The following is an 18,726-nucleotide window of genomic DNA, read 5'->3' as shown; positions in this document are numbered from 1 at the left end:
GGTCACAACTTAGTTGTTGCGGATGTACTCATCCATTTCGGTTTTCAGGTTATCGGATTTGGTACCGAAGATTGCCTGAACACCAGAACCTGCAACAACCACGCCCGCTGCGCCCAGTTTTTTCAGACCCGGCTGGTCCACTTTCGCTACGTCGGCAACGCTCACACGCAGACGAGTGATACACGCGTCCAGGTTAGTGATGTTCTCTTTACCACCGAACGCGGCAACCAGTGCTGGCGCCATTTCGCTGGTCGCACCTGCTTTGCTGTCTTCAGTTGCATCTTCACGGCCTGGGGTTTTCAGGTCCAGTGCTTTGATCAGCACGCGGAAGATGGTGTAGTAAACAACGGCATAGCACGCACCGACGATTGGGAACAGCCACAGTTTGCTGCTGTTACCAGACAGAACGATGAAGTCGATCAGGCCGTGAGAGAAGGACGTACCGTCACGCATACCCAGCAGGATACAGATTGGGAACGCCAGACCCGCCAGAATCGCGTGGATAACGTACAGGATCGGCGCAACGAACATGAAGGAGAACTCGATCGGCTCGGTGATACCGGTCAGGAACGAGGTCAGCGCTGCGGAGATCATGATACCGCCCACTTTTGCACGGTTCTCTGGTTTAGCAGAGTGCCAGATGGCAATCGCAGCAGCCGGCAGACCGTACATTTTGAACAGGAAGCCACCAGACAGTTTACCTGCAGTTGGGTCGCCCGCCATGTAACGTGGGATATCGCCGTGGAATACCTGACCTGCCGCGTTGGTGAATTCACCAATCTGCATCTGGAATGGAACGTTCCAGATGTGGTGCAGACCGAATGGCACCAGGCAACGCTCGATGAAGCCGTAGATACCAAACGCCACAACCGGGTTCTGGTAAGCAGCCCACTGAGAGAAGGTCTGGATCGCGGAACCGATTGGTGGCCAGATGAAGGACAGGATCACGCCAGTGAAAATCGCTGCCAGACCAGAAATGATCGGAACGAAACGCTTGCCCGCGAAGAAGCCCAGATACTCAGGCAGCTTGATGCGATAGAAGCGGTTGAACATATACGCTGCAATCGCACCGGAGATGATACCGCCCAGAACACCGGTGTCAGCCAGGTGTTTCGCGGCAATCTCTTCTGCCGGTAAATGCAGAACCAGCGGCGCAACCACAGCCATGGTTTTCACCATGATGCCGTAAGCTACCACTGCAGCCAGCGCAGATACGCCGTCGTTATTGGTGAAGCCCAGAGCCACACCGATCGCGAAGATCAGTGGCATGTTAGCAAAGACAGAACCGCCTGCTTCGGCCATCACGTGGGACACTACGGCTGGCAGCCAGCTGAAGTTAGCAGAACCGACACCCAGCAGGATACCTGCGATAGGCAGTACGGATACTGGCAGCATCAGCGATTTACCGACCTTTTGCAGGTTAGCAAATGCATTCTTAAACATAATTGAGAGTGCTCCTGAGTATTTGTGCTTTTTTTACGCTTTCACGCATTGGCCCGGGGGGAGTACCGTGCCGTGGACAGGACATCTAAGCGCCCTTTATTTATTACACAGAGTAAAATAATTCCCTCTGAGTTTGTTTGACGGCTATCACGTTTCAGCTTAAGGCGGTCGAAAAACTTGCAGTTATTTACAAAAAGCATGTCTGGATGTGTCTAAAAACACCCTCACCGCCCCAAATGAGGCGGTGAACTTTACTCGCTTTGTTTATTAATTACGAGCCTAAAAAAAACAGGTGTATCAGACAGATTGCAGGCGGGCGGGGTCAATATGGAACAGCGTGGAGAAGTTTTCCGTCGTGACGCGGGCCAGCTCTTCGATGCTGACGCCCTTCAGTACGGCCATGTACTCCGCCACGTCTCTCGTCATCGCGGGCTGGTTCTCTTTACCGCGATGCGGAACCGGCGCCAGATACGGAGAATCGGTCTCCACCAGGATGCGATCGAGTGGGACATAACGGGCAGCATCACGCAGCTGCTCGGCGTTACGGAACGTCACGATCCCGGAAAACGAGATATAAAACCCCAAATCAAGCAGCTTACCCGCCGTTTCTCTGTCTTCTGTGAAACAGTGTAGTACGCCACCGCAATCCGTCACGTTTTCTTCCCGGAGGATCGCCAGGGTATCCGCTCGCGCATCGCGGGTGTGGACGATAACCGGCTTGTTCAGCTCGCGGCCAATACGAATATGGTTGCGGAAGGACTCCTGCTGGCGCGGTTTGGTTTCCGGCGTATAAAAATAGTCCAGCCCGGTCTCGCCCATTGCCACTACGCCCTCTTCTGCCGCCAGTCGGCGCAGATCCTCAACGTCGTACGCCTCGTCCTGATTCAACGGGTGCACGCCGCAGGAGAACACCACGTTATCGCGAACGCCCACCAGCTCGCGCATGGTGCGATACCCCGGCAGCGTCGTCGCCACCGCAAGGCAGAATTTCACATCGCGGGCAGCGGCTTTTTCCAGCACGTCATCCACGTTTTTATGCAGGGATTGATAATCCAGGCCATCAAGATGGCAGTGTGAGTCGACTAAAAACATAATGTCTCTCTCAGAGATGGGAAACCGGCGGCGTAACGCCGGGTTGCAGGTAGTGTTCAATACGCAGTAACTGGTCGGTCAGTAAAAGCTCGCGATTAAGACCCGTCACGGTTAAAAGCTGTTCACGGCTGTGGCAAACTTCATGAAGCACCGCGCGCAGAATCGCCCCTGAGAGGCGGTTCGCCAGCGTATTGACCAGCGGCCACGCGTCCGGATTGGTCAGCAGCGTTGCCCCCTGCTGGATTTTAAGCGCATCCAACAGCAGGGAGGCCAGCCAGTGCAGACGCTCCACCACCCGATCGCTGTTCAGCGCGGGCAGTAAACTGAGCCAGTCACGGTTATCGAGCGCCGCTTCGACGGCCCGGCAAAGCGTTTCTCGCTCTGACCAGACGTCAGGTTGCAGCAGCGCCAGCGCCGCCGCGGGCGCACCGCTGCTCAGGCGTAACGCGGTCAGCGCGCTTTCTTGTGACGTTGTCACCTCGCGCGCAAGCCAGCTCAGCGCCCACGATTCCTGAGGCACCGCCAGGTGATGAAGACGACAGCGGCTGCGCAACGTCGCCAGCAAGCGTCCCGGGTCACGGCATGAGAGGAAGAACCACGTTTTTACCGGCGGCTCTTCCAGGGTTTTTAGCAGGGCGTTAGCCGCCGCCTCGGTCAGCAGCGTTGCGTCTTTAAGCCAGACCACCTTCGCGCCGCCCAGCCGCGCGTGTTCATACAATTTTTCACTGACTTCACGCACGGCATCAATACCGAGCGCGCTTTTGCCCTTCTCAGGCTCAAGCGTATAGTAGTCAGGATGCGTGCCCGCCTGCATCAGCTGGCAGCCGCGGCATTTGCCACAGCTCTTGTGCCCTTCCGGCTGCTGACACATCAGAAAACGGGCGATGGCGTAAATCAGCGCATCGTCGCCCATTCCCGGCAAGGCCTGAATCAGTAACGCATGATGCCCCCGACCCGCCTGATAGCTGCCGATCAGCTGTTCAAAGTGCGGGCGCAACCATGGATACCATTTCATGCCTGCTGCTCCTGCACCCACTGCGTAACGGTTTGCTGAATGTCACGCGTAACGTCGTCCAGGGATTGCGTTGCGTTGATGGTGCGAATGGAGCTGTCCTGTGCGGCCAGTTCAAGATAGCGCGCGCGGGTGCGGTTAAAGAAATCAAACGACTCCTGTTCAATGCGATCCAGCTCGCCGCGCGCGCGGGCGCGCTTGAGGCCCACTTCCGGGGTCACATCGAGATAGAGCGTCAGGTCGGGGCGAAAATCACCTAATACGGCATTGCGCAGCGTTGCCAGCATGGTCTGGTCAATACCGCGACCTCCGCCCTGATACGCCTGAGTGGACAGATCGTGACGATCGCCAATTACCCACTTGCCGCTGGCCAGGGCAGGCTTAATCACCGTCTCAACCAGCTGAACGCGTGCCGCGTAGAACATCAGCACTTCGGCTTTGTCAGTGATAACCTCGTCGCCGACGGATTTAATATCCAGCACCAGGCTGCGCAGCTTTTCAGCCAGCTGCGTGCCGCCCGGCTCGCGGGTGAATACCATGTCCACCACGCCAAGCGCGTTGAGCGTATCCACCACCACGTTGCGGGCGGTGGTTTTACCCGCCCCTTCGAGTCCCTCAATGACAATGTATTTACTGCGCATTTTTTTCCTTAAGTGCCTTCAGATAGTCCTGAACGGAGCGATTGTGGCTGGCAAGGTTGGTGTTAAAGGTATGCCCCCCTTTTCCATCAGCCACAAAATAGAGATACGGTGTTTTCGCCGGATGCGCGGCGGCGTTGAGCGACGCTTCGCTCGGCGTGGCAATCGGGCCTGGCGGCAGGCCGCTAATCACGTAGGTATTATACGCCGTTGGCGTCTCGAGATCTTTCCTCGAAATCTTTCCGCTGTAGCTCTCGCCCATGCCGTAAATAACGGTAGGGTCGGTTTGCAGACGCATGCCGATGCGCAGACGGTTGATAAATACTGACGCCACGCGATCGCGCTCCGCTGGCACGGCCGTCTCTTTCTCGATGATCGAGGCCATGGTCACGAACTGGTTCCGATCGCTGTAAGGCAATCCTTCCATTCGGCCTTCCCAGGCGGCATCGACGGCGGCGACCATTTTTTTGTGCGCCCGCTTCAGGATCGCCACATCGGTCGTGCCGGCCGTGTACATCCAGGTGTCGGGCCAGAACCAGCCTTCCACCCATTCCGGGTGTTCAAGCTTCAGCGCTTCAGCTACCGTCTGATAGCTGTCGTCTTTTAACGTATGTTTGATATACGGCGCATCGCGCAGCTGTTTGAGGTAATCGCTCAGGCGCATCCCTTCCACAAACCGCAGGGGGAACTGGGCTTCTTTGCCGCTTTCCAGCAGCTGCAGCATCTCTCTGACGGTCATTCCCGGCGTAAAGCGATAGGTCCCGGCCTTGAAATGTGACAGCTCCGGTTCAACGCGCAATAGCCACTGGAATACCCGTGGACGATTAATGATCTTGTCGCCATAAAGCTGTTCCCCAAGCGCCTGACGGCCGGTTCCTGCTTTCAGGGTAAAGATCGTTTCGTCTTTAACCAGGATCTTGCTGTTCGCCAGCTGGCGAACTTTCCATACGCCAGCTCCGCCAGCGACGCCCAGCGCAACGATGAGGATAAGGACAAAGCGCAACATTTTTTTCATGACTATCTGGTTTGCTCACATATCGGGGCTAAAAACTGAAACAGCTCGCGCGAAGACCAGCGTTGGTGGCCATACGCACGGACCGGTACAACAGGCATCAGCGCATTGCAAATGATGACTTCATCCGCGGTCTGTAGGGCGGCTTCTCCTGCGCTAACTTCGACAACGCGAAAGCCAGAGCGTGCCAGCCGATCCAGACAAAACTGACGCATTAATCCATTTACGCCAGCGTGTTCCAGCGACGGCGTAAACACCTCTTCCCCCTGCCGCCAGAATAAATTAGCCGCACAGCATTCCGTAATGAACCCTTCGCTGTCAAGAACCAGCGCCTCATCGGCGTCTGTCTGTTCAAGTTGAGTACGAATGAGCACCTGCTCAAGGCGATTGAGATGCTTAAGCCCGGCCAGCATCGGGTTTCGTCCCAGCCGTATTGGGCTCAGCGTCAGCGTGACGCCGTCCTCTCGCCAGCGAGAGTAGTGCGCGGGATAAGCAGAAACGGAGAGAATACGCGTGGGGTTAAGACACGCTGCGGCGCTGTAACCCCGGCCACCGCTGCCGCGGCTGATGATAACCTTGAGTACGCCGCCAGGCTTGCCGGATGCGAGCTGGCACATTTCCTGGCGCAGTGCGTCCCAGAGCGTAAAGGGGATCATTAGCGTTTCACAGGCATGCTGCAGGCGACGAATGTGCGCCTCAAGCAGGCAGACCTCGCCGTCCAGAATGCGCGCCGTCGTAAAGCAACCATCACCGAACTGTATCGCCCTGTCGCTGGCAGGCAGCGTGTCCTGCTCAAGGCCATTGATTAAAAACATGGTGGCTCCTTATGCGTGGGCGTTTAGTCTGGCAGGATGTCATGCAGCCGACAAGAAGATTAGGCTGAATAAAAAAAGGCCCGGCAAGCGGACCTTTTTAAACGCTATCGGGACGTCAGGATCAGATCTTTTTGAAGATCAGAGAACCGTTGGTGCCGCCGAAGCCGAAGGAGTTACACAGGGTGTACTCCATACCGCTAACCTGACGCGCTTCGTGAGGCACGAAGTCCAGATCGCAACCTTCATCCGGGTTATCCAGGTTGATGGTTGGCGGCACAGCCTGATCGCGCAGCGCAAGGATGGAGTAGATGGACTCTACCGCACCCGCCGCACCCAACAGGTGACCGGTCATGGATTTCGTCGAGCTGACCAGTACGCGGCTGGCAGATTCGCCGAAGATAGACTTAACCGCCTGAGCTTCCGCTTTATCGCCTGCAGGCGTAGAGGTACCGTGCGCGTTCACGTAGCCAATTTGTGCTGGGGTAATACCCGCATCACGAATCGCGTTTTCCATCGCCAGCGCGGCACCCGCGCCGTTCTCAGGAGGAGACGTCATGTGATACGCATCGCTGCTCATACCAAAGCCAACGACTTCAGCATAAATTTTCGCACCGCGTTTTTTCGCGTGTTCGTACTCTTCCAGTACGATCATGCCCGCCCCGTCGCCCAGCACGAAGCCGTCACGGTCTTTATCCCACGGACGGCTCGCCGCCTGCGGATTATCATTACGGGTAGACAGCGCACGCGCCGCACCAAAACCGCCAACACCCAGTGGGGTACTGGCTTTTTCAGCACCGCCCGCAACCATAGCATCTGCATCGCCGTACGCAATAATGCGCGCGGCCTGGCCGATGTTATGTACGCCAGACGTACAGGCGGTCGCGATAGAAATGCTTGGCCCACGCAGGCCGAACATGATGGTCAGGTGACCCGCCACCATGTTAACAATCGTGGACGGAACGAAGAACGGGCTGATCTTACGCGGGCCGCCATTCATCAGAGATGTATGGTTTTCCTCAATCAGGCCAAGACCGCCAATCCCGGAGCCAATAGCGGCGCCGATACGGGTTGCGTTCTCTTCCGTAATCTCAAGGCCAGAATCCTGCATGGCCTGAACGCCAGCGACAATTCCATATTGAATGAAGGCATCCATCTTGCGCTGTTCTTTGCGCGAGATGATCTCTTCACAGTTAAAATCCTTTACTAAGCCAGCAAATTTCGTTGCATAGGCGCTAGTATCGAAATGGTCGATTAGGCTGATGCCGCTCTGACCGGCAAGGAGAGCTTTCCAGGTGGACTCTACGGTATTGCCGACAGGAGACAACATGCCAAGTCCGGTCACAACTACACGACGCTTAGACACGTTTGTCCTCCAGGGAGGGATAAAAAAAGAGATTCGTGGGACTAAAAAAGATAAAACTCAGGCGGTCGAATGACCGCCTGGAGATGTTCACTTACGCCTGGTGACCGTTGATGTAATCAATGGCAGCCTGAACGGTGGTGATCTTCTCAGCTTCTTCGTCCGGAATCTCAGTATCAAACTCTTCTTCCAGAGCCATTACCAGCTCAACGGTGTCAAGAGAATCTGCGCCCAGGTCTTCAACGAAGGAAGCGGAGTTCACAACTTCTTCCTGCTTAACGCCCAGCTGTTCGCCGATAATTTTCTTAACGCGTTCTTCGATAGTGCTCATACTCTTAAATTTCCTATCAAAACTCGCTTTCGCGATGGTTTTCGTAGTGTATAAAATGTTGAAAAATTTGCAACTAAATCCCGGCAGTTCTTACCACGATTTTACGTTATTTTGAGGCCATTCGCCCTAATAACGCAAATATTTTTGATCGTGATTAAACCATGTACATCCCGCCGTTGACGTGGAGGGTCTCACCAGTGATGTAACCCGCTTCGTCAGAGGCTAAAAATGCAACCGCACTGGCGATTTCTTTTGGGTCGCCAAGACGACCCGCCGGAACTGCCGCCAGCGTACCCGCACGCTGATCGTCCGTCAGCGCACGCGTCATGTCCGTTTCAATAAAGCCCGGAGCAACAACGTTTACCGTAATACCGCGGGACGCAACTTCACGCGCCAGCGACTTACTGAAACCGATCAGACCCGCTTTCGCCGCAGCGTAGTTAGCCTGACCAGCATTTCCCATGGTACCAACCACAGAACCGACAGTGATAATACGACCATGACGCTTTTTCATCATAGCGCGCATTACCGCTTTTGACAGACGGAATACAGATGACAGGTTGGTTTCGATGATATCGTTCCACTCGTCGTCTTTCATTCGCATTAACAGGTTATCGCGAGTGATCCCGGCATTGTTTACCAGAATGTCCACTTCGCCAAACTCTGCGCGAATATTTTCCAGAACAGATTCGATAGATGCAGGTTCAGTCACATTCAGTACCAGACCTTTACCGTTCGCACCCAGATAGTCGCTGATGGCCTTAGCGCCATTCTCGCTGGTTGCTGTACCAATCACCTTCGCGCCGCGCGCAACCAGTGTTTCAGCAATTGCACGCCCGATACCGCGGCTTGCGCCAGTGACCAGGGCGATTTTTCCTTCAAAACTCATGGTATTCCTCTTTTATTGCGAGAGTGCCGCTGACATGGCTTCCGGCTCGTTAATCGCCGAGGCTGTCAGGGTGTCAACAATACGTTTTGTCAGGCCGGTGAGGACTTTACCTGGGCCGACTTCATACAGATGCTCAACGCCCTCCGCGGCCATAAACTCAACGGTTTTGGTCCACTGTACCGGGCTGTAGAGCTGGCGAACCAGCGCATCGCGGATCGCTTCCGGCGTGGTTTCGCATTTCACATCGACGTTGTTCACAACGGAAATCGTCGGTGCGTTAAACGTAATTTTTTCGAGCTCAACCGCCAGCTTCTCAGCAGCAGGCTTCATCAGTGCACAGTGGGACGGCACGCTGACCGGCAGCGGCAGCGCACGCTTAGCACCGGCTGCTTTACAGGCCGCACCCGCACGTTCAACCGCTTCTTTATGACCGGCAATAACCACCTGGCCCGGCGAGTTGAAGTTTACCGGAGAGACAACCTGACCTTCAGCAGACTCTTCACACGCTTTTGCAATGGCCGCATCATCCAGACCGATGATGGCTGACATGCCGCCCGTGCCTTCTGGCACCGCTTCCTGCATGAATTTACCGCGCAGCTCCACCAGGCGTACCGCGTCAGCAAACGCGATCACACCGGCACACACCAGCGCAGAGTATTCGCCCAGGCTGTGACCGGCGAGCAGGGCTGGCGCTTTACCGCCCTGCTGCTGCCAGACGCGCCACAGCGCAACGGAGGCGGTCAGCAGCGCGGGCTGCGTCTGCCAGGTTTTGTTCAGTTCTTCGGCCGGCCCCTGCTGGGTCAGCGCCCATAAATCATAACCCAGTGCATCAGAAGCTTCACGGAAAGTCTCTTCAATGACCGGATAGGTTGCTGCCATTTCAGACAACATCCCAACGGTCTGAGAGCCCTGGCCCGGGAACACAAAAGCAAATTGCGTCATTTTTTATTCCTTATACTAGAAACGAACCAGCGCGGAACCCCAGGTGAACCCGCCACCGAAGGCTTCAAGCAAGACCAACTGGCCCCGTTTGATTCGTCCATCGCGTACCGCTTCATCAAATGCGCACGGTACCGACGCCGCAGAGGTGTTGCCGTGACGGTCCAGCGTCACCACAACGTTATCCATCGACATGCCCAGCTTTTTCGCGGTCGCACTGATGATACGCAGGTTCGCCTGGTGCGGCACCAGCCAGTCAAGCGCGGAGCGCTCAAGGTTATTCGCTTCCAGCGTTTCATCGACAATGTGCGCAAGCTCAGTCACTGCCACCTTGAACACCTCGTTCCCTGCCATGGTCAGGTAGATCGAGTTATCCGGATTCATGCGATCGGCGTTAGGGAGCGTCAACAGTTCGCCATAGCTGCCATCAGCATGCAGATGCGTAGAGATGATGCCCGGCTCTTCGGACTGCCCCAGCAGCACCGCGCCCGCACCATCACCAAAAATAATGATCGTTCCGCGATCGGTCGGATCGCAGGTACGCGCCAGCACGTCAGCACCGATTACCAGCGCATATTTAACGGCACCGGATTTCACGTACTGATCGGCAACGCTCAGCGCATAGGTGAAGCCTGCGCACGCGGCAGCGACGTCAAACGCCGGGCAGCCTTTAATACCGAGCATGTTTTGCACCTGGCACGCCGCGCTTGGGAAAGCATGCGTGGCAGACGTCGTGGCAACCACGATCAGGCCAATCTGTTCTTTATCAATGCCCGCCATCTCGATAGCACGCTGTGCGGCTTCGTAACCCATGGTCGACACGGTTTCGTCTGGCGCGGCAATACGACGTTCACGGATACCTGTGCGCGTGACAATCCACTCGTCAGACGTATCTACCATTTTTTCCAGATCGGCGTTGGTACGCACTTGTTTTGGCAGGTAGCTGCCGGTACCTAAAATCTTCGTATACATGTACGCTCAGTCACTTTTAGCTAATACAGATTCCAGGCGAGCGGCAATCCGCTGAGGGACTTGTCGCTGCACCGCCTGCACTGCCTGTTCAATCGCGACAGCAAATGCTCGCTGATTGGCGGCGCCATGACTCTTAATCACGATGCCGCGCAATCCTAACAGACAGGCGCCATTATACTGGTCGGGGTTGAGGTGACTGAATCGCCGCGTCAGGCTTTTTTGTAACCAACGCTTCAATAAAATCAGCCACCAGGCGCTTTTTTTGCCTTCTCCCTGAGATTTCAGCAGAGAAAGAAACATGCGCACGACCCCTTCCATGGTCTTCAACGTGACGTTTCCGGTGAAGCCATCGCACACCAGAACATCCGTTTTCCCCGTCAACAACTCATTGGCTTCGAGATAACCAATATAGTTGATGGAGGGAACCTGTTTGAGCAATTCAGCCGCTTCGCGAATGCTGTCCAGGCCTTTGGTCTCTTCTTCACCAATGTTCAGTAACGCAACACGGGGCGTGTTGATCCCGACCACTTCTTCTGCCAGCACCGCTCCCATCACGGCAAACTGGGCCAGCATAGTACTATCACAGTCGACGTTAGCGCCCAAATCGAGCACTACCGTCTTGCCCTTCTGCTGATGCGGTAACACCGTCACCAGCGCCGGGCGCTCAATACCGTCAATCGGTTTGAGCAGCAATTTCGACAGCCCCATCAGCGCGCCGGTATTCCCCGCGCTAACGCAAGCCTGGGCTCGCCCCTCTTTCACCAGCTCCAGCGCTATCCGCATCGAGCTGCCACGACTGTTGCGAATCGCCTGCGAGGGTCGGGCATCACTGGCAATAACTGACTGCGCAGGAATAATCTGCAGACGTGAACGTTGTTCAAAGTCAGCTTTTGCGAGTAATGGCGTGATTGTGTCGGGATTGCCGACTAAAAGAAGTGTGAGTTGCGAATTAGAATTCAGTGCCTGCAATGCTGCAGGCACTGTCACGGAAGGGCCAAAATCTCCCCCCATGACATCTAACGCCAGGGTTAGACGTGTCAAGGTATCGTCGCAGCCTGGTTCGGTAAATTCCCCGCTTGCACGGGGAAATCCTCACTAAGCCTAATCACGCTTGCGCGTGATTACTTAGTGATAACCTTGCGGCCGCGGTAGAAACCGTCAGCGGTGATGTGGTGACGCAGGTGTTTCTCACCAGAAGTCTTGTCTACAGACAGGCTGGTAACTGCAGTCAGCGCGTCATGGGAACGACGCATGCCACGTTTGGAACGGGTTGGTTTATTCTGTTGTACGGCCATGGACCTTACTCCTCAATTACTTACGCTTTAAGCTGGCTAATACGGCAAATGGGTTTGGTTTTTGCGCTTCATCAGGCAGTTCCCCAAAGACCATGTCCGCCTCGGACACTTCACAGTGTTCAGAATCATGCACCGGAACCACTGGCAAGGTGAGGATGATTTCATCTTCAACCAAAGCCAGCAGATCGATTTCACCGAATTCGTTAACCTCAATCGGCTCATACGCTTCCGGGAGTGCTTCAGCCTGTTCGTCAGAACGAACCGGACTGAAACAATACGTTGTGTGAACATGCTGTACAAACGGTTTCCCGCAACGCTGACACTCGAGCGTTACCGTCACCTTTGCATCACCGGTTAAAACGGCGAGACGCTGGTTGTCGATAGCGAACGACATGGAGCATTCTACATCACTGTCCACACTGACTACGGATTCGGCAATACGCTCAGCCTGATCGGAAGTATAGATACCTTCGTAATCGAGGCGTTTTTGAGCCGTACGAACCGGATCAAGAGTCAGGGGTAATTTTACCTTTTGCATAGGGCGCGCATATTAACTTTGTAACGTCATAGAGTCAAAGAAAAAGGCAACCAGAGCTGCCTTTTGCCAATTATTCGCACACATTGCGGCCTGTAGTTTAAAATGGCTGGCATCGATACGCTATATCTGGTGATAAAAATATGCCAAATCTCGTCCTTGCTTCCACGTCTCCCTACCGCCGAATGCTGCTGGAAAAGCTCGGGATCCCGTTTGAATGCGCCGCGCCAGAGGTGGATGAGACGCCACAGCCGGGTGAATCACCGCGTCATCTGGTGACGCGTCTTGCCAAGGAGAAAGCGCAGTCGCTGGCCGCACGCTACCCTTCGCATTTGATTATAGGCTCCGATCAGGTTTGCGTGCTGGACGGCGAAATCACCGGCAAGCCCCATACTGAGGAGAACGCCTGCCAGCAGCTGATGCGCGCGCGCGGTACTATCGTGACCTTCTATACCGGCCTTGCCCTCTATAACTCCGCATCTGGCCATCTGCAAACCGAGTGTGAGCCGTTCGACGTACACTTCCGTCATCTCAGCGAGCAAGAGATTATGGATTACGTGCGCCGGGAACGGCCGCTTAACTGCGCGGGGAGCTTTAAAAGTGAAGGATTGGGAATTGCGCTGTTCGACAAGCTGGACGGTCGCGATCCGAATACGCTGGTGGGGTTACCGCTGATTGCACTGTGCCAGATGTTGCGCAGAGAAGAGTGTAATCCGCTGACGGTGTAACTTTGCCCAGCGGCGCTTCGCTTGCATGGGCCTACGGGTTTCGTAGGCCGGGTAAGCGCAGCGCCACCCGGCAAAAAATCAGCCGCGCAAAACCTTAAGACAGCGTTTCAACTGCTCATCCAGCGGCGCTTCAATACGGATCGCTTCACCGGTATTCGGATGGGTAAACTTCAGCGCTGCCGCATGCAGGAACAGTCGCGACAGGCCCGTCCCTGCCAGCTGCTTATCAAACTCGCGGTCGCCATAGCGGTCATCAAACGCGATGGGGTGCCCTGCAAACTGCGTATGCACGCGGATCTGGTGGGTACGGCCGGTCACCGGGCTGCAGCGCACCAGCGTGGCAAACTCATAGCGCTCTTCAACCTTAAAGCGCGTCTCAGACGGTTTCCCTTCCTGGCTCACGCGAACAATACGCTCACCGCTTTGCAGAATGTTCTTCAGCAGCGGCGCCTGAACCACTTTTACATGGGACTGCCACTGGCCGCGCACCAGCGCCAGATAGTCTTTCTGCATCCCTTTCTCACGCAGCTGTTCATGCAGCGAACGCAGCGCGGAACGCTTTTTCGCCACCAGCAGCACACCTGAAGTGTCGCGGTCAAGACGGTGCACCAGCTCAAGGAAGCGCGCTTCCGGGCGCAGGGCACGCAGCCCTTCGATTACGCCGAAGCTCAGACCGCTACCGCCATGAACGGCCGTTCCTGACGGTTTATTCAGCACCAGAATATGGTCGTCTTCGTAAAGAATAACATCGCTCAGGGCCGCCACTTTCTGTAGCTTCGGTGAAACGGTCTCTTCTTCACGCTCTGCCACGCGCACCGGCGGAATACGCACTTCATCGCCCGCCTCGAGCTTGTACTCGGGCTTCACGCGCTTTTTGTTGACCCGCACCTCGCCCTTACGCAGGATGCGGTAAATCATGCTCTTCGGTACCCCTTTCAGTTGGGTACGCAAAAAGTTGTCGATACGTTGCCCCGCGTCATCTTCGGCGATAGCAACCATTTTTACGGCTGGAGTCTCTGTTTTCATGGTTGGCGATTCTAAATATCGTCAGCCATTAGCGCCACTCATTTTTCTATGCTTATATTTACTTTTATCCGGGCACTCTTCGGTTTCGCGCAATCGATTTGGTGGTTATTAAACCAATCACCACCTTGAAGTGAAAAAACTGTGAGTAACCGGGTGATAATTGGTAAAAGTCATCTTGCTATAACCCGGCGAGCAGTGGAATAATGAAGCCGTTTTCCGTGTTAAATCCTGGTTACGTAAGGATGTCGACGGAATGACCAATTTTGCCTGACCGATCATCCACGCAGCAATGGCGTAAGACGTATTGATCTTTCAGGCAGTTAGCGGGCTGCGGGTTGCAGTACTTCCCGGTATAAGGATTGTTCTCTGGAGAGTTCTACCCAGGCAATTCCCCTGATAATTGCGCTGTGTTTCCGTATGAAATACAGGCAACCGACACTCTGCGCCTCTTAAGCGAGCGACAACCGTGAGGTTGGCGACGTGAACAGACACGAGGCCATCGGTTCATACCCCGGAAAGCGTCACCTTGCCCGCAGCTTTGTCGTCAATGTAAGAATAACGAGTAAGTTACGATGAAAAGAATGTTAATCAACGCAACTCAGCAAGAAGAGTTGCGTGTCGCCCTTGTGGATGGGCAGCGCCTGTACGATCTGGATATCGAAAGTCCTGGACACGAACAGAAAAAAGCGAACATTTACAAAGGTAAAATCACCCGCATTGAACCAAGCCTTGAAGCTGCATTTGTCGATTACGGTGCTGAGCGTCATGGTTTCCTCCCTCTGAAAGAAATCGCCCGCGAATATTTCCCTGCAAACTACAACGCCCATGGCCGCCCAAACATCAAAGATGTTCTGCGTGAAGGTCAGGAAGTTATCGTTCAGATTGATAAAGAAGAGCGTGGCAACAAAGGTGCCGCACTGACTACCTTTATCAGCCTGGCAGGGAGCTATCTGGTACTGATGCCTAACAACCCGCGTGCGGGTGGCATCTCTCGCCGTATCGAAGGTGATGACCGTACCGAGCTAAAAGAAGCGCTGGCAAGCCTTGAGCTGCCTGACGGCATGGGGCTTATCGTGCGTACCGCAGGCGTTGGCAAATCCGCCGAAGCGCTGCAGTGGGACCTGAGCTTCCGTCTGAAGCATTGGGAAGCTATCCAGAAAGCTGCGGAAAGCCGCCCTGCTCCGTTCCTGATCCACCAGGAAAGCAACGTGATCGTGCGTGCCTTCCGTGACTACCTGCGTCAGGATATCGGCGAGATTCTGATCGACAACCCGAAAGTGCTTGAGCTGGCGCGCCAGCACATTGCCGCGCTGGGCCGTCCGGATTTCACCAGCAAAATTAAACTGTACACCGGTGAAATCCCGCTGTTCAGCCACTACCAGATCGAATCCCAGATTGAGTCCGCCTTCCAGCGTGAAGTGCGTCTGCCGTCCGGCGGCTCTATCGTTATCGATTCCACTGAAGCGCTGACCGCTATCGATATCAACTCCGCTCGCGCAACGCGCGGTGGCGATATCGAAGAGACCGCCTTCAACACCAACCTCGAAGCCGCTGATGAAATCGCCCGCCAGCTCCGCCTGCGCGACCTGGGCGGTCTGATTGTTATCGACTTCATCGACATGACCCCGGTTCGTCACCAGCGTGCGGTAGAAAACCGTCTGCGCGAAGCGGTGCGTCAGGACAGGGCGCGTATCCAGATTAGCCATATCTCCCGCTTTGGCCTGCTGGAAATGTCCCGCCAGCGTCTGAGCCCGTCTCTCGGCGAGTCCAGCCATCACGTCTGTCCGCGCTGCTCCGGCACCGGTACCGTACGTGATAACGAATCTCTGTCTCTCTCTATTCTGCGTCTGATTGAAGAAGAAGCGCTGAAGGAAAATACCAAAGAGGTTCACGCGATTGTGCCTGTGCCGATCGCCTCCTACCTGCTGAACGAAAAACGTGCAGCGGTCAGCGCTATTGAAGCGCGTCAGGGCGGCGTTCGCTGCATCATCGTGCCAAACGATCAGATGGAAACCCCGCACTATCACGTGCTGCGCGTCCGCAAAGGTGAAGAGACCTCCACGCTCAGCTACCTGCTGCCGAAGCTGCATGAAGAAGAGATGGCTCTGCCATCCGATGAAGAGCCCGCCGAGCGCAAACTGCCAGAGCAGCCTGCGTTAGCGACCTTCATCATGCCTGAAGCACCGCCGGAAGCGGCCCTGGAAAAACCTGCGGCCAAGCCTGCAGCGCAGAAACCTGAAGCCGCAGTGGCGAAAGCCCAGCCGGCACAGCCGGGTCTGCTGAGCCGCTTCTTTGGCGCGCTGAAGAAGATGTTTGCTGGCGAAGAAGAGGTTCAGCCAGAGCAGCCGAAAGAAGAGCCAAAAGCAGCCAAGCCTGAGCGTCAGCAGGACCGCCGTAAGCGTCAGAACAACCGCCGCGATCGTAACGACCGCAGCGACCGTAATGACCGTAGCGAGCGTCGTGACAACCGTGACAATCGCTCTGAGAATGGCGAAGGCCGTGAGCAACGTGAAGACAACCGTCGTAACCGTCGCGAGAAACAACAGCAGAATGTTGAAGATCGTGAAATTCGCCAGCAGGCGGGCGATGAGTCTGAGAAGAGCAAACAGCGTGATGACCAGCAGCCGCGCCGTGAACGCAGCCGTCGCCGTAATGACGAGAAGCGCCAGGCACAGCAGGAAGTCAAAAACCTGAACCGCGTAGAGCCTGTTGAACAGCAGGACGGCGAGCAGGAAGAACGCACTCAGGTTATGCCGCGTCGTAAGCAGCGCCAGCTTGCTCAGAAAGTTCGCTTCGCCTCTAAAGTAGCCGAAGAGTCAGCCGTTGTCGCGGTTGAAACCCGCGAGAGCACCACCGGTACACAAGTGGCGAAAGTCGATCTGCCAGCGGTTGTTGATAACAACGTAGAGCAGGATGACAACGGTGAAAACCGTGATAACGCCGGCATGCCGCGCCGTTCACGCCGTTCTCCACGTCATCTGCGCGTCAGCGGCCAGCGCCGTCGCCGCTATCGTGATGAGCGTTACCCGACGCAGTCTCCAATGCCGCTGACCATTGCCTGTGCTTCACCAGAAATGGCCTCCGGTAAAGTCTGGATCCGCTACCCGGTTGCGCGCCCGGAGCAGGTTGTAGAAGAACAGCCTGTAACCGAAGAGGTGATTGCCCCTGTCGCCGCGGTTGAAGAGGTGGTGACAGAAGCGGCAACCGTGGTTGAGCCTCAGGCTCTTGAAACGGAAGCCCCTCACGCAGTGGAAGTTGAAACCACTCACCCTGAAGTGATTGCCGCGCCGGTTGAAGCCGCTCCGCAGCTTATCGCTGAAGAAGATGTCGCGGTGGCTGAAGAAGTCGCTGAAGAAGCTGAACCGGTCGCCGCGGTCGAAGACAGCGCTGAAACCGTCGTCGAAACCACTCCTGAAGAAGTCGTTCAGGACGTTGAGATTCAGGTTGAACCGGTTGTTGAAGAAGCAAAAGCGCCGGAAGTGAAGCCTGAGCCGGTTGTTTCTGCGCCAGCCGCTGCCCACGTGGCGACAGCACCCATGACGCGCGCCCCGGCGCCGGATTACGTGCCTGAAGCCCCGCGTCACAGCGACTGGGTACGCCCGGCCTTCAGCTTCGAAGGTAAAGGCGCTGCAGGCGGCCACAGTGCAACGCATCAGGCAACTGCACCGGCGACCCGTCCGCAGTCCGTCGAATAACGACGCTGAAAAGTAAAAAGCCGACCCTCGGGTCGGCTTTTTTATGCCTGCTTCATGGGCGTTCTCATCCCGGTAACCTCCGGCATGACCTGCCGCATCAGCTCCAGAAAACGCCGCAAGCGTGCCGGATAATAGCGGGACCAGGGATAAACCAGGTGAACCGGTAGCGCCGCCGGCTGCCACTCCGGCAGCAAATGTACCAGCCGCCCTTCCCGAAGATCCTCCTGTACCGTCCAGCTGGAGATCACCGCCACGCCAAGGCCGGTGAGCGCCGTATTACGTGCGACATACAGGCTGTCGGTGCTGAGGCGTGGGGTAATCGCAATCCGCGCGGTGGCGGGCGAGGCATGGTGAAAAAGCTCTACGTGGCGCTGATAGAATGAGCTGATCGCAATCCAGGGAAACTGTTGCAGATCTTCCGGCGTATTCACCGCCGGAAAGCGAGCCAGCAGCGCCGGAGACGCCACCACCGAGCGCGGCACTTCGGCCAGCAGCACGGACACGGTTGCCGGATCGACCTCCATGCCCACCCGAATGGCGCAGTCGAGGTTATCACCCAGGAAATCCGCCGACCGATCGTTGAGCATCCACTCGATCGAAAGCTGCGGATAGCGTTGCAAAAATTCGGTTACAGGTTTCAGCAGCTGATCCTGACCAAACGCGTGCGGTGCCCGCACCCGCAGCACGCCTACAGGCTCGTCTTCCGTCTGCCCTACCTCATCTTCGAGCGCCAGCCAGCTGTCAATCACCCGGCGGGCGTGCTGATAGCAGCGCTCGCCGTCGTCCGTCAGCCGCGTGGTGTGGGTGGTGCGCAACATCAGGCGCACGCCCAGCATGCTCTCGAGCGACTGTAATCGTCTGCTCACCGTGGCCTGGGTTGTGGCCAGCTGACGTGCCGCCGCAGAGAGGGAACCCGCTTCTACAATGCGCACAAACGTCCGCAT

The 18,726-nt window shown here is 56.0% G+C and carries 18 protein-coding genes; 2 read left to right on the top strand and 16 right to left on the bottom strand.

The genetic code is table 11. The features are described from left to right. Positions 1–9: 9 nt before the first annotated feature. From ptsG to yceD, 14 genes are all read right to left on the bottom strand, one after another. Positions 10–1,443 carry a PTS glucose transporter subunit IIBC gene (gene ptsG, locus ACMWKK_RS12460; protein WP_008500788.1) on the bottom strand — a complete coding sequence of 478 codons (1,434 nt, stop codon included), beginning with the start codon at positions 1,441–1,443 and terminating at the stop codon, positions 10–12. 297 nt (positions 1,444–1,740) lie between these two features. Next, positions 1,741–2,535 (bottom strand): metal-dependent hydrolase, encoded by a 795-nt coding sequence (locus ACMWKK_RS12455; RefSeq protein WP_045326972.1) that lies wholly within the window; start codon positions 2,533–2,535, stop codon positions 1,741–1,743. Positions 2,536–2,545: 10 nt separating this feature from the next. Beyond that, positions 2,546–3,550 (bottom strand): DNA polymerase III subunit delta', encoded by a 1,005-nt coding sequence (gene holB / locus ACMWKK_RS12450; protein ID WP_045326971.1) that lies wholly within the window; start codon positions 3,548–3,550, stop codon positions 2,546–2,548. Further along, on the bottom strand, positions 3,547–4,188 hold the full coding sequence (gene tmk / locus ACMWKK_RS12445) for a dTMP kinase (protein ID WP_047716234.1): 642 nt from the start codon (positions 4,186–4,188) through the stop codon (positions 3,547–3,549). Before tmk ends, holB begins: the two co-directional genes overlap by 4 nt. After that, positions 4,178–5,200, bottom strand: coding sequence for a cell division protein YceG (yceG, locus tag ACMWKK_RS12440; protein ID WP_045326969.1), 1,023 nt, complete (start codon positions 5,198–5,200; stop codon positions 4,178–4,180). Before yceG ends, tmk begins: the two co-directional genes overlap by 11 nt. A gap of 2 nt (positions 5,201–5,202) precedes the next feature. After that, positions 5,203–6,012, bottom strand: a complete 810-nt coding sequence (gene pabC, locus ACMWKK_RS12435) for an aminodeoxychorismate lyase (protein WP_045326968.1) — start codon at positions 6,010–6,012, stop codon at positions 5,203–5,205. Between the two features lie 121 nt (positions 6,013–6,133). Next, positions 6,134–7,375, bottom strand: a complete 1,242-nt coding sequence (fabF, locus tag ACMWKK_RS12430) for a beta-ketoacyl-ACP synthase II (protein WP_032639670.1) — start codon at positions 7,373–7,375, stop codon at positions 6,134–6,136. Between the two features lie 91 nt (positions 7,376–7,466). Continuing rightward, entirely contained in the window at positions 7,467–7,703 is a 237-nt protein-coding gene (gene acpP / locus ACMWKK_RS12425) for an acyl carrier protein (protein WP_003857954.1), read from the bottom strand. 154 nt (positions 7,704–7,857) lie between these two features. Further along, a complete protein-coding gene (fabG, locus tag ACMWKK_RS12420) occupies positions 7,858–8,592 on the bottom strand; it encodes a 3-oxoacyl-ACP reductase FabG (RefSeq protein WP_045326967.1) in 735 nt (244 codons plus the stop codon). Positions 8,593–8,604: 12 nt separating this feature from the next. Next, a complete protein-coding gene (gene fabD / locus ACMWKK_RS12415) occupies positions 8,605–9,534 on the bottom strand; it encodes an ACP S-malonyltransferase (RefSeq protein ID WP_045326966.1) in 930 nt (309 codons plus the stop codon). Between the two features lie 15 nt (positions 9,535–9,549). Continuing rightward, the gene (locus ACMWKK_RS12410) at positions 9,550–10,503 is read right to left on the bottom strand and encodes a beta-ketoacyl-ACP synthase III (protein WP_112781866.1); all 954 of its coding nucleotides are present in this window, start codon (positions 10,501–10,503) and stop codon (positions 9,550–9,552) included. A 6-nt stretch (positions 10,504–10,509) separates the two neighbouring features. Then, positions 10,510–11,544: a phosphate acyltransferase PlsX gene (gene plsX / locus ACMWKK_RS12405; RefSeq protein ID WP_059517976.1), complete on the bottom strand. Its 1,035-nt coding sequence runs from the start codon at positions 11,542–11,544 to the stop codon at positions 10,510–10,512. Between the two features lie 80 nt (positions 11,545–11,624). Then, positions 11,625–11,798, bottom strand: coding sequence for a 50S ribosomal protein L32 (gene rpmF, locus ACMWKK_RS12400; RefSeq protein WP_003857964.1), 174 nt, complete (start codon positions 11,796–11,798; stop codon positions 11,625–11,627). A gap of 16 nt (positions 11,799–11,814) precedes the next feature. Next, positions 11,815–12,336 carry a 23S rRNA accumulation protein YceD gene (gene yceD / locus ACMWKK_RS12395; protein ID WP_014883375.1) on the bottom strand — a complete coding sequence of 174 codons (522 nt, stop codon included), beginning with the start codon at positions 12,334–12,336 and terminating at the stop codon, positions 11,815–11,817. A gap of 140 nt (positions 12,337–12,476) precedes the next feature. On the opposite strand from yceD, the gene ACMWKK_RS12390 reads away from it, so the two are divergent. Beyond that, on the top strand, positions 12,477–13,061 hold the full coding sequence (locus ACMWKK_RS12390) for a Maf family protein (RefSeq protein WP_112781867.1): 585 nt from the start codon (positions 12,477–12,479) through the stop codon (positions 13,059–13,061). 78 nt (positions 13,062–13,139) lie between these two features. Here ACMWKK_RS12390 and rluC read toward each other — a convergent pair whose 3' ends face one another. Then, positions 13,140–14,087, bottom strand: a complete 948-nt coding sequence (rluC, locus tag ACMWKK_RS12385; RefSeq protein WP_112781868.1) for a 23S rRNA pseudouridine(955/2504/2580) synthase RluC — start codon at positions 14,085–14,087, stop codon at positions 13,140–13,142. Between the two features lie 572 nt (positions 14,088–14,659). Between rluC and rne the strand changes: the two genes are divergently transcribed. Continuing rightward, entirely contained in the window at positions 14,660–17,782 is a 3,123-nt protein-coding gene (gene rne / locus ACMWKK_RS12380; RefSeq protein ID WP_112781869.1) for a ribonuclease E, read from the top strand. A 41-nt stretch (positions 17,783–17,823) separates the two neighbouring features. Here rne and ACMWKK_RS12375 read toward each other — a convergent pair whose 3' ends face one another. Then, positions 17,824–18,726 carry a LysR family transcriptional regulator gene (locus tag ACMWKK_RS12375; RefSeq protein ID WP_404851927.1) on the bottom strand — a complete coding sequence of 301 codons (903 nt, stop codon included), beginning with the start codon at positions 18,724–18,726 and terminating at the stop codon, positions 17,824–17,826.

Source organism: Enterobacter sp. 01-M-03-SI-ECC (assembly GCF_047530215.1).
In the GTDB taxonomy this organism is placed as follows: domain Bacteria; phylum Pseudomonadota; class Gammaproteobacteria; order Enterobacterales; family Enterobacteriaceae; genus Enterobacter; species Enterobacter chengduensis.
This window is presented reverse-complemented; position numbering and strand designations above follow the sequence as displayed.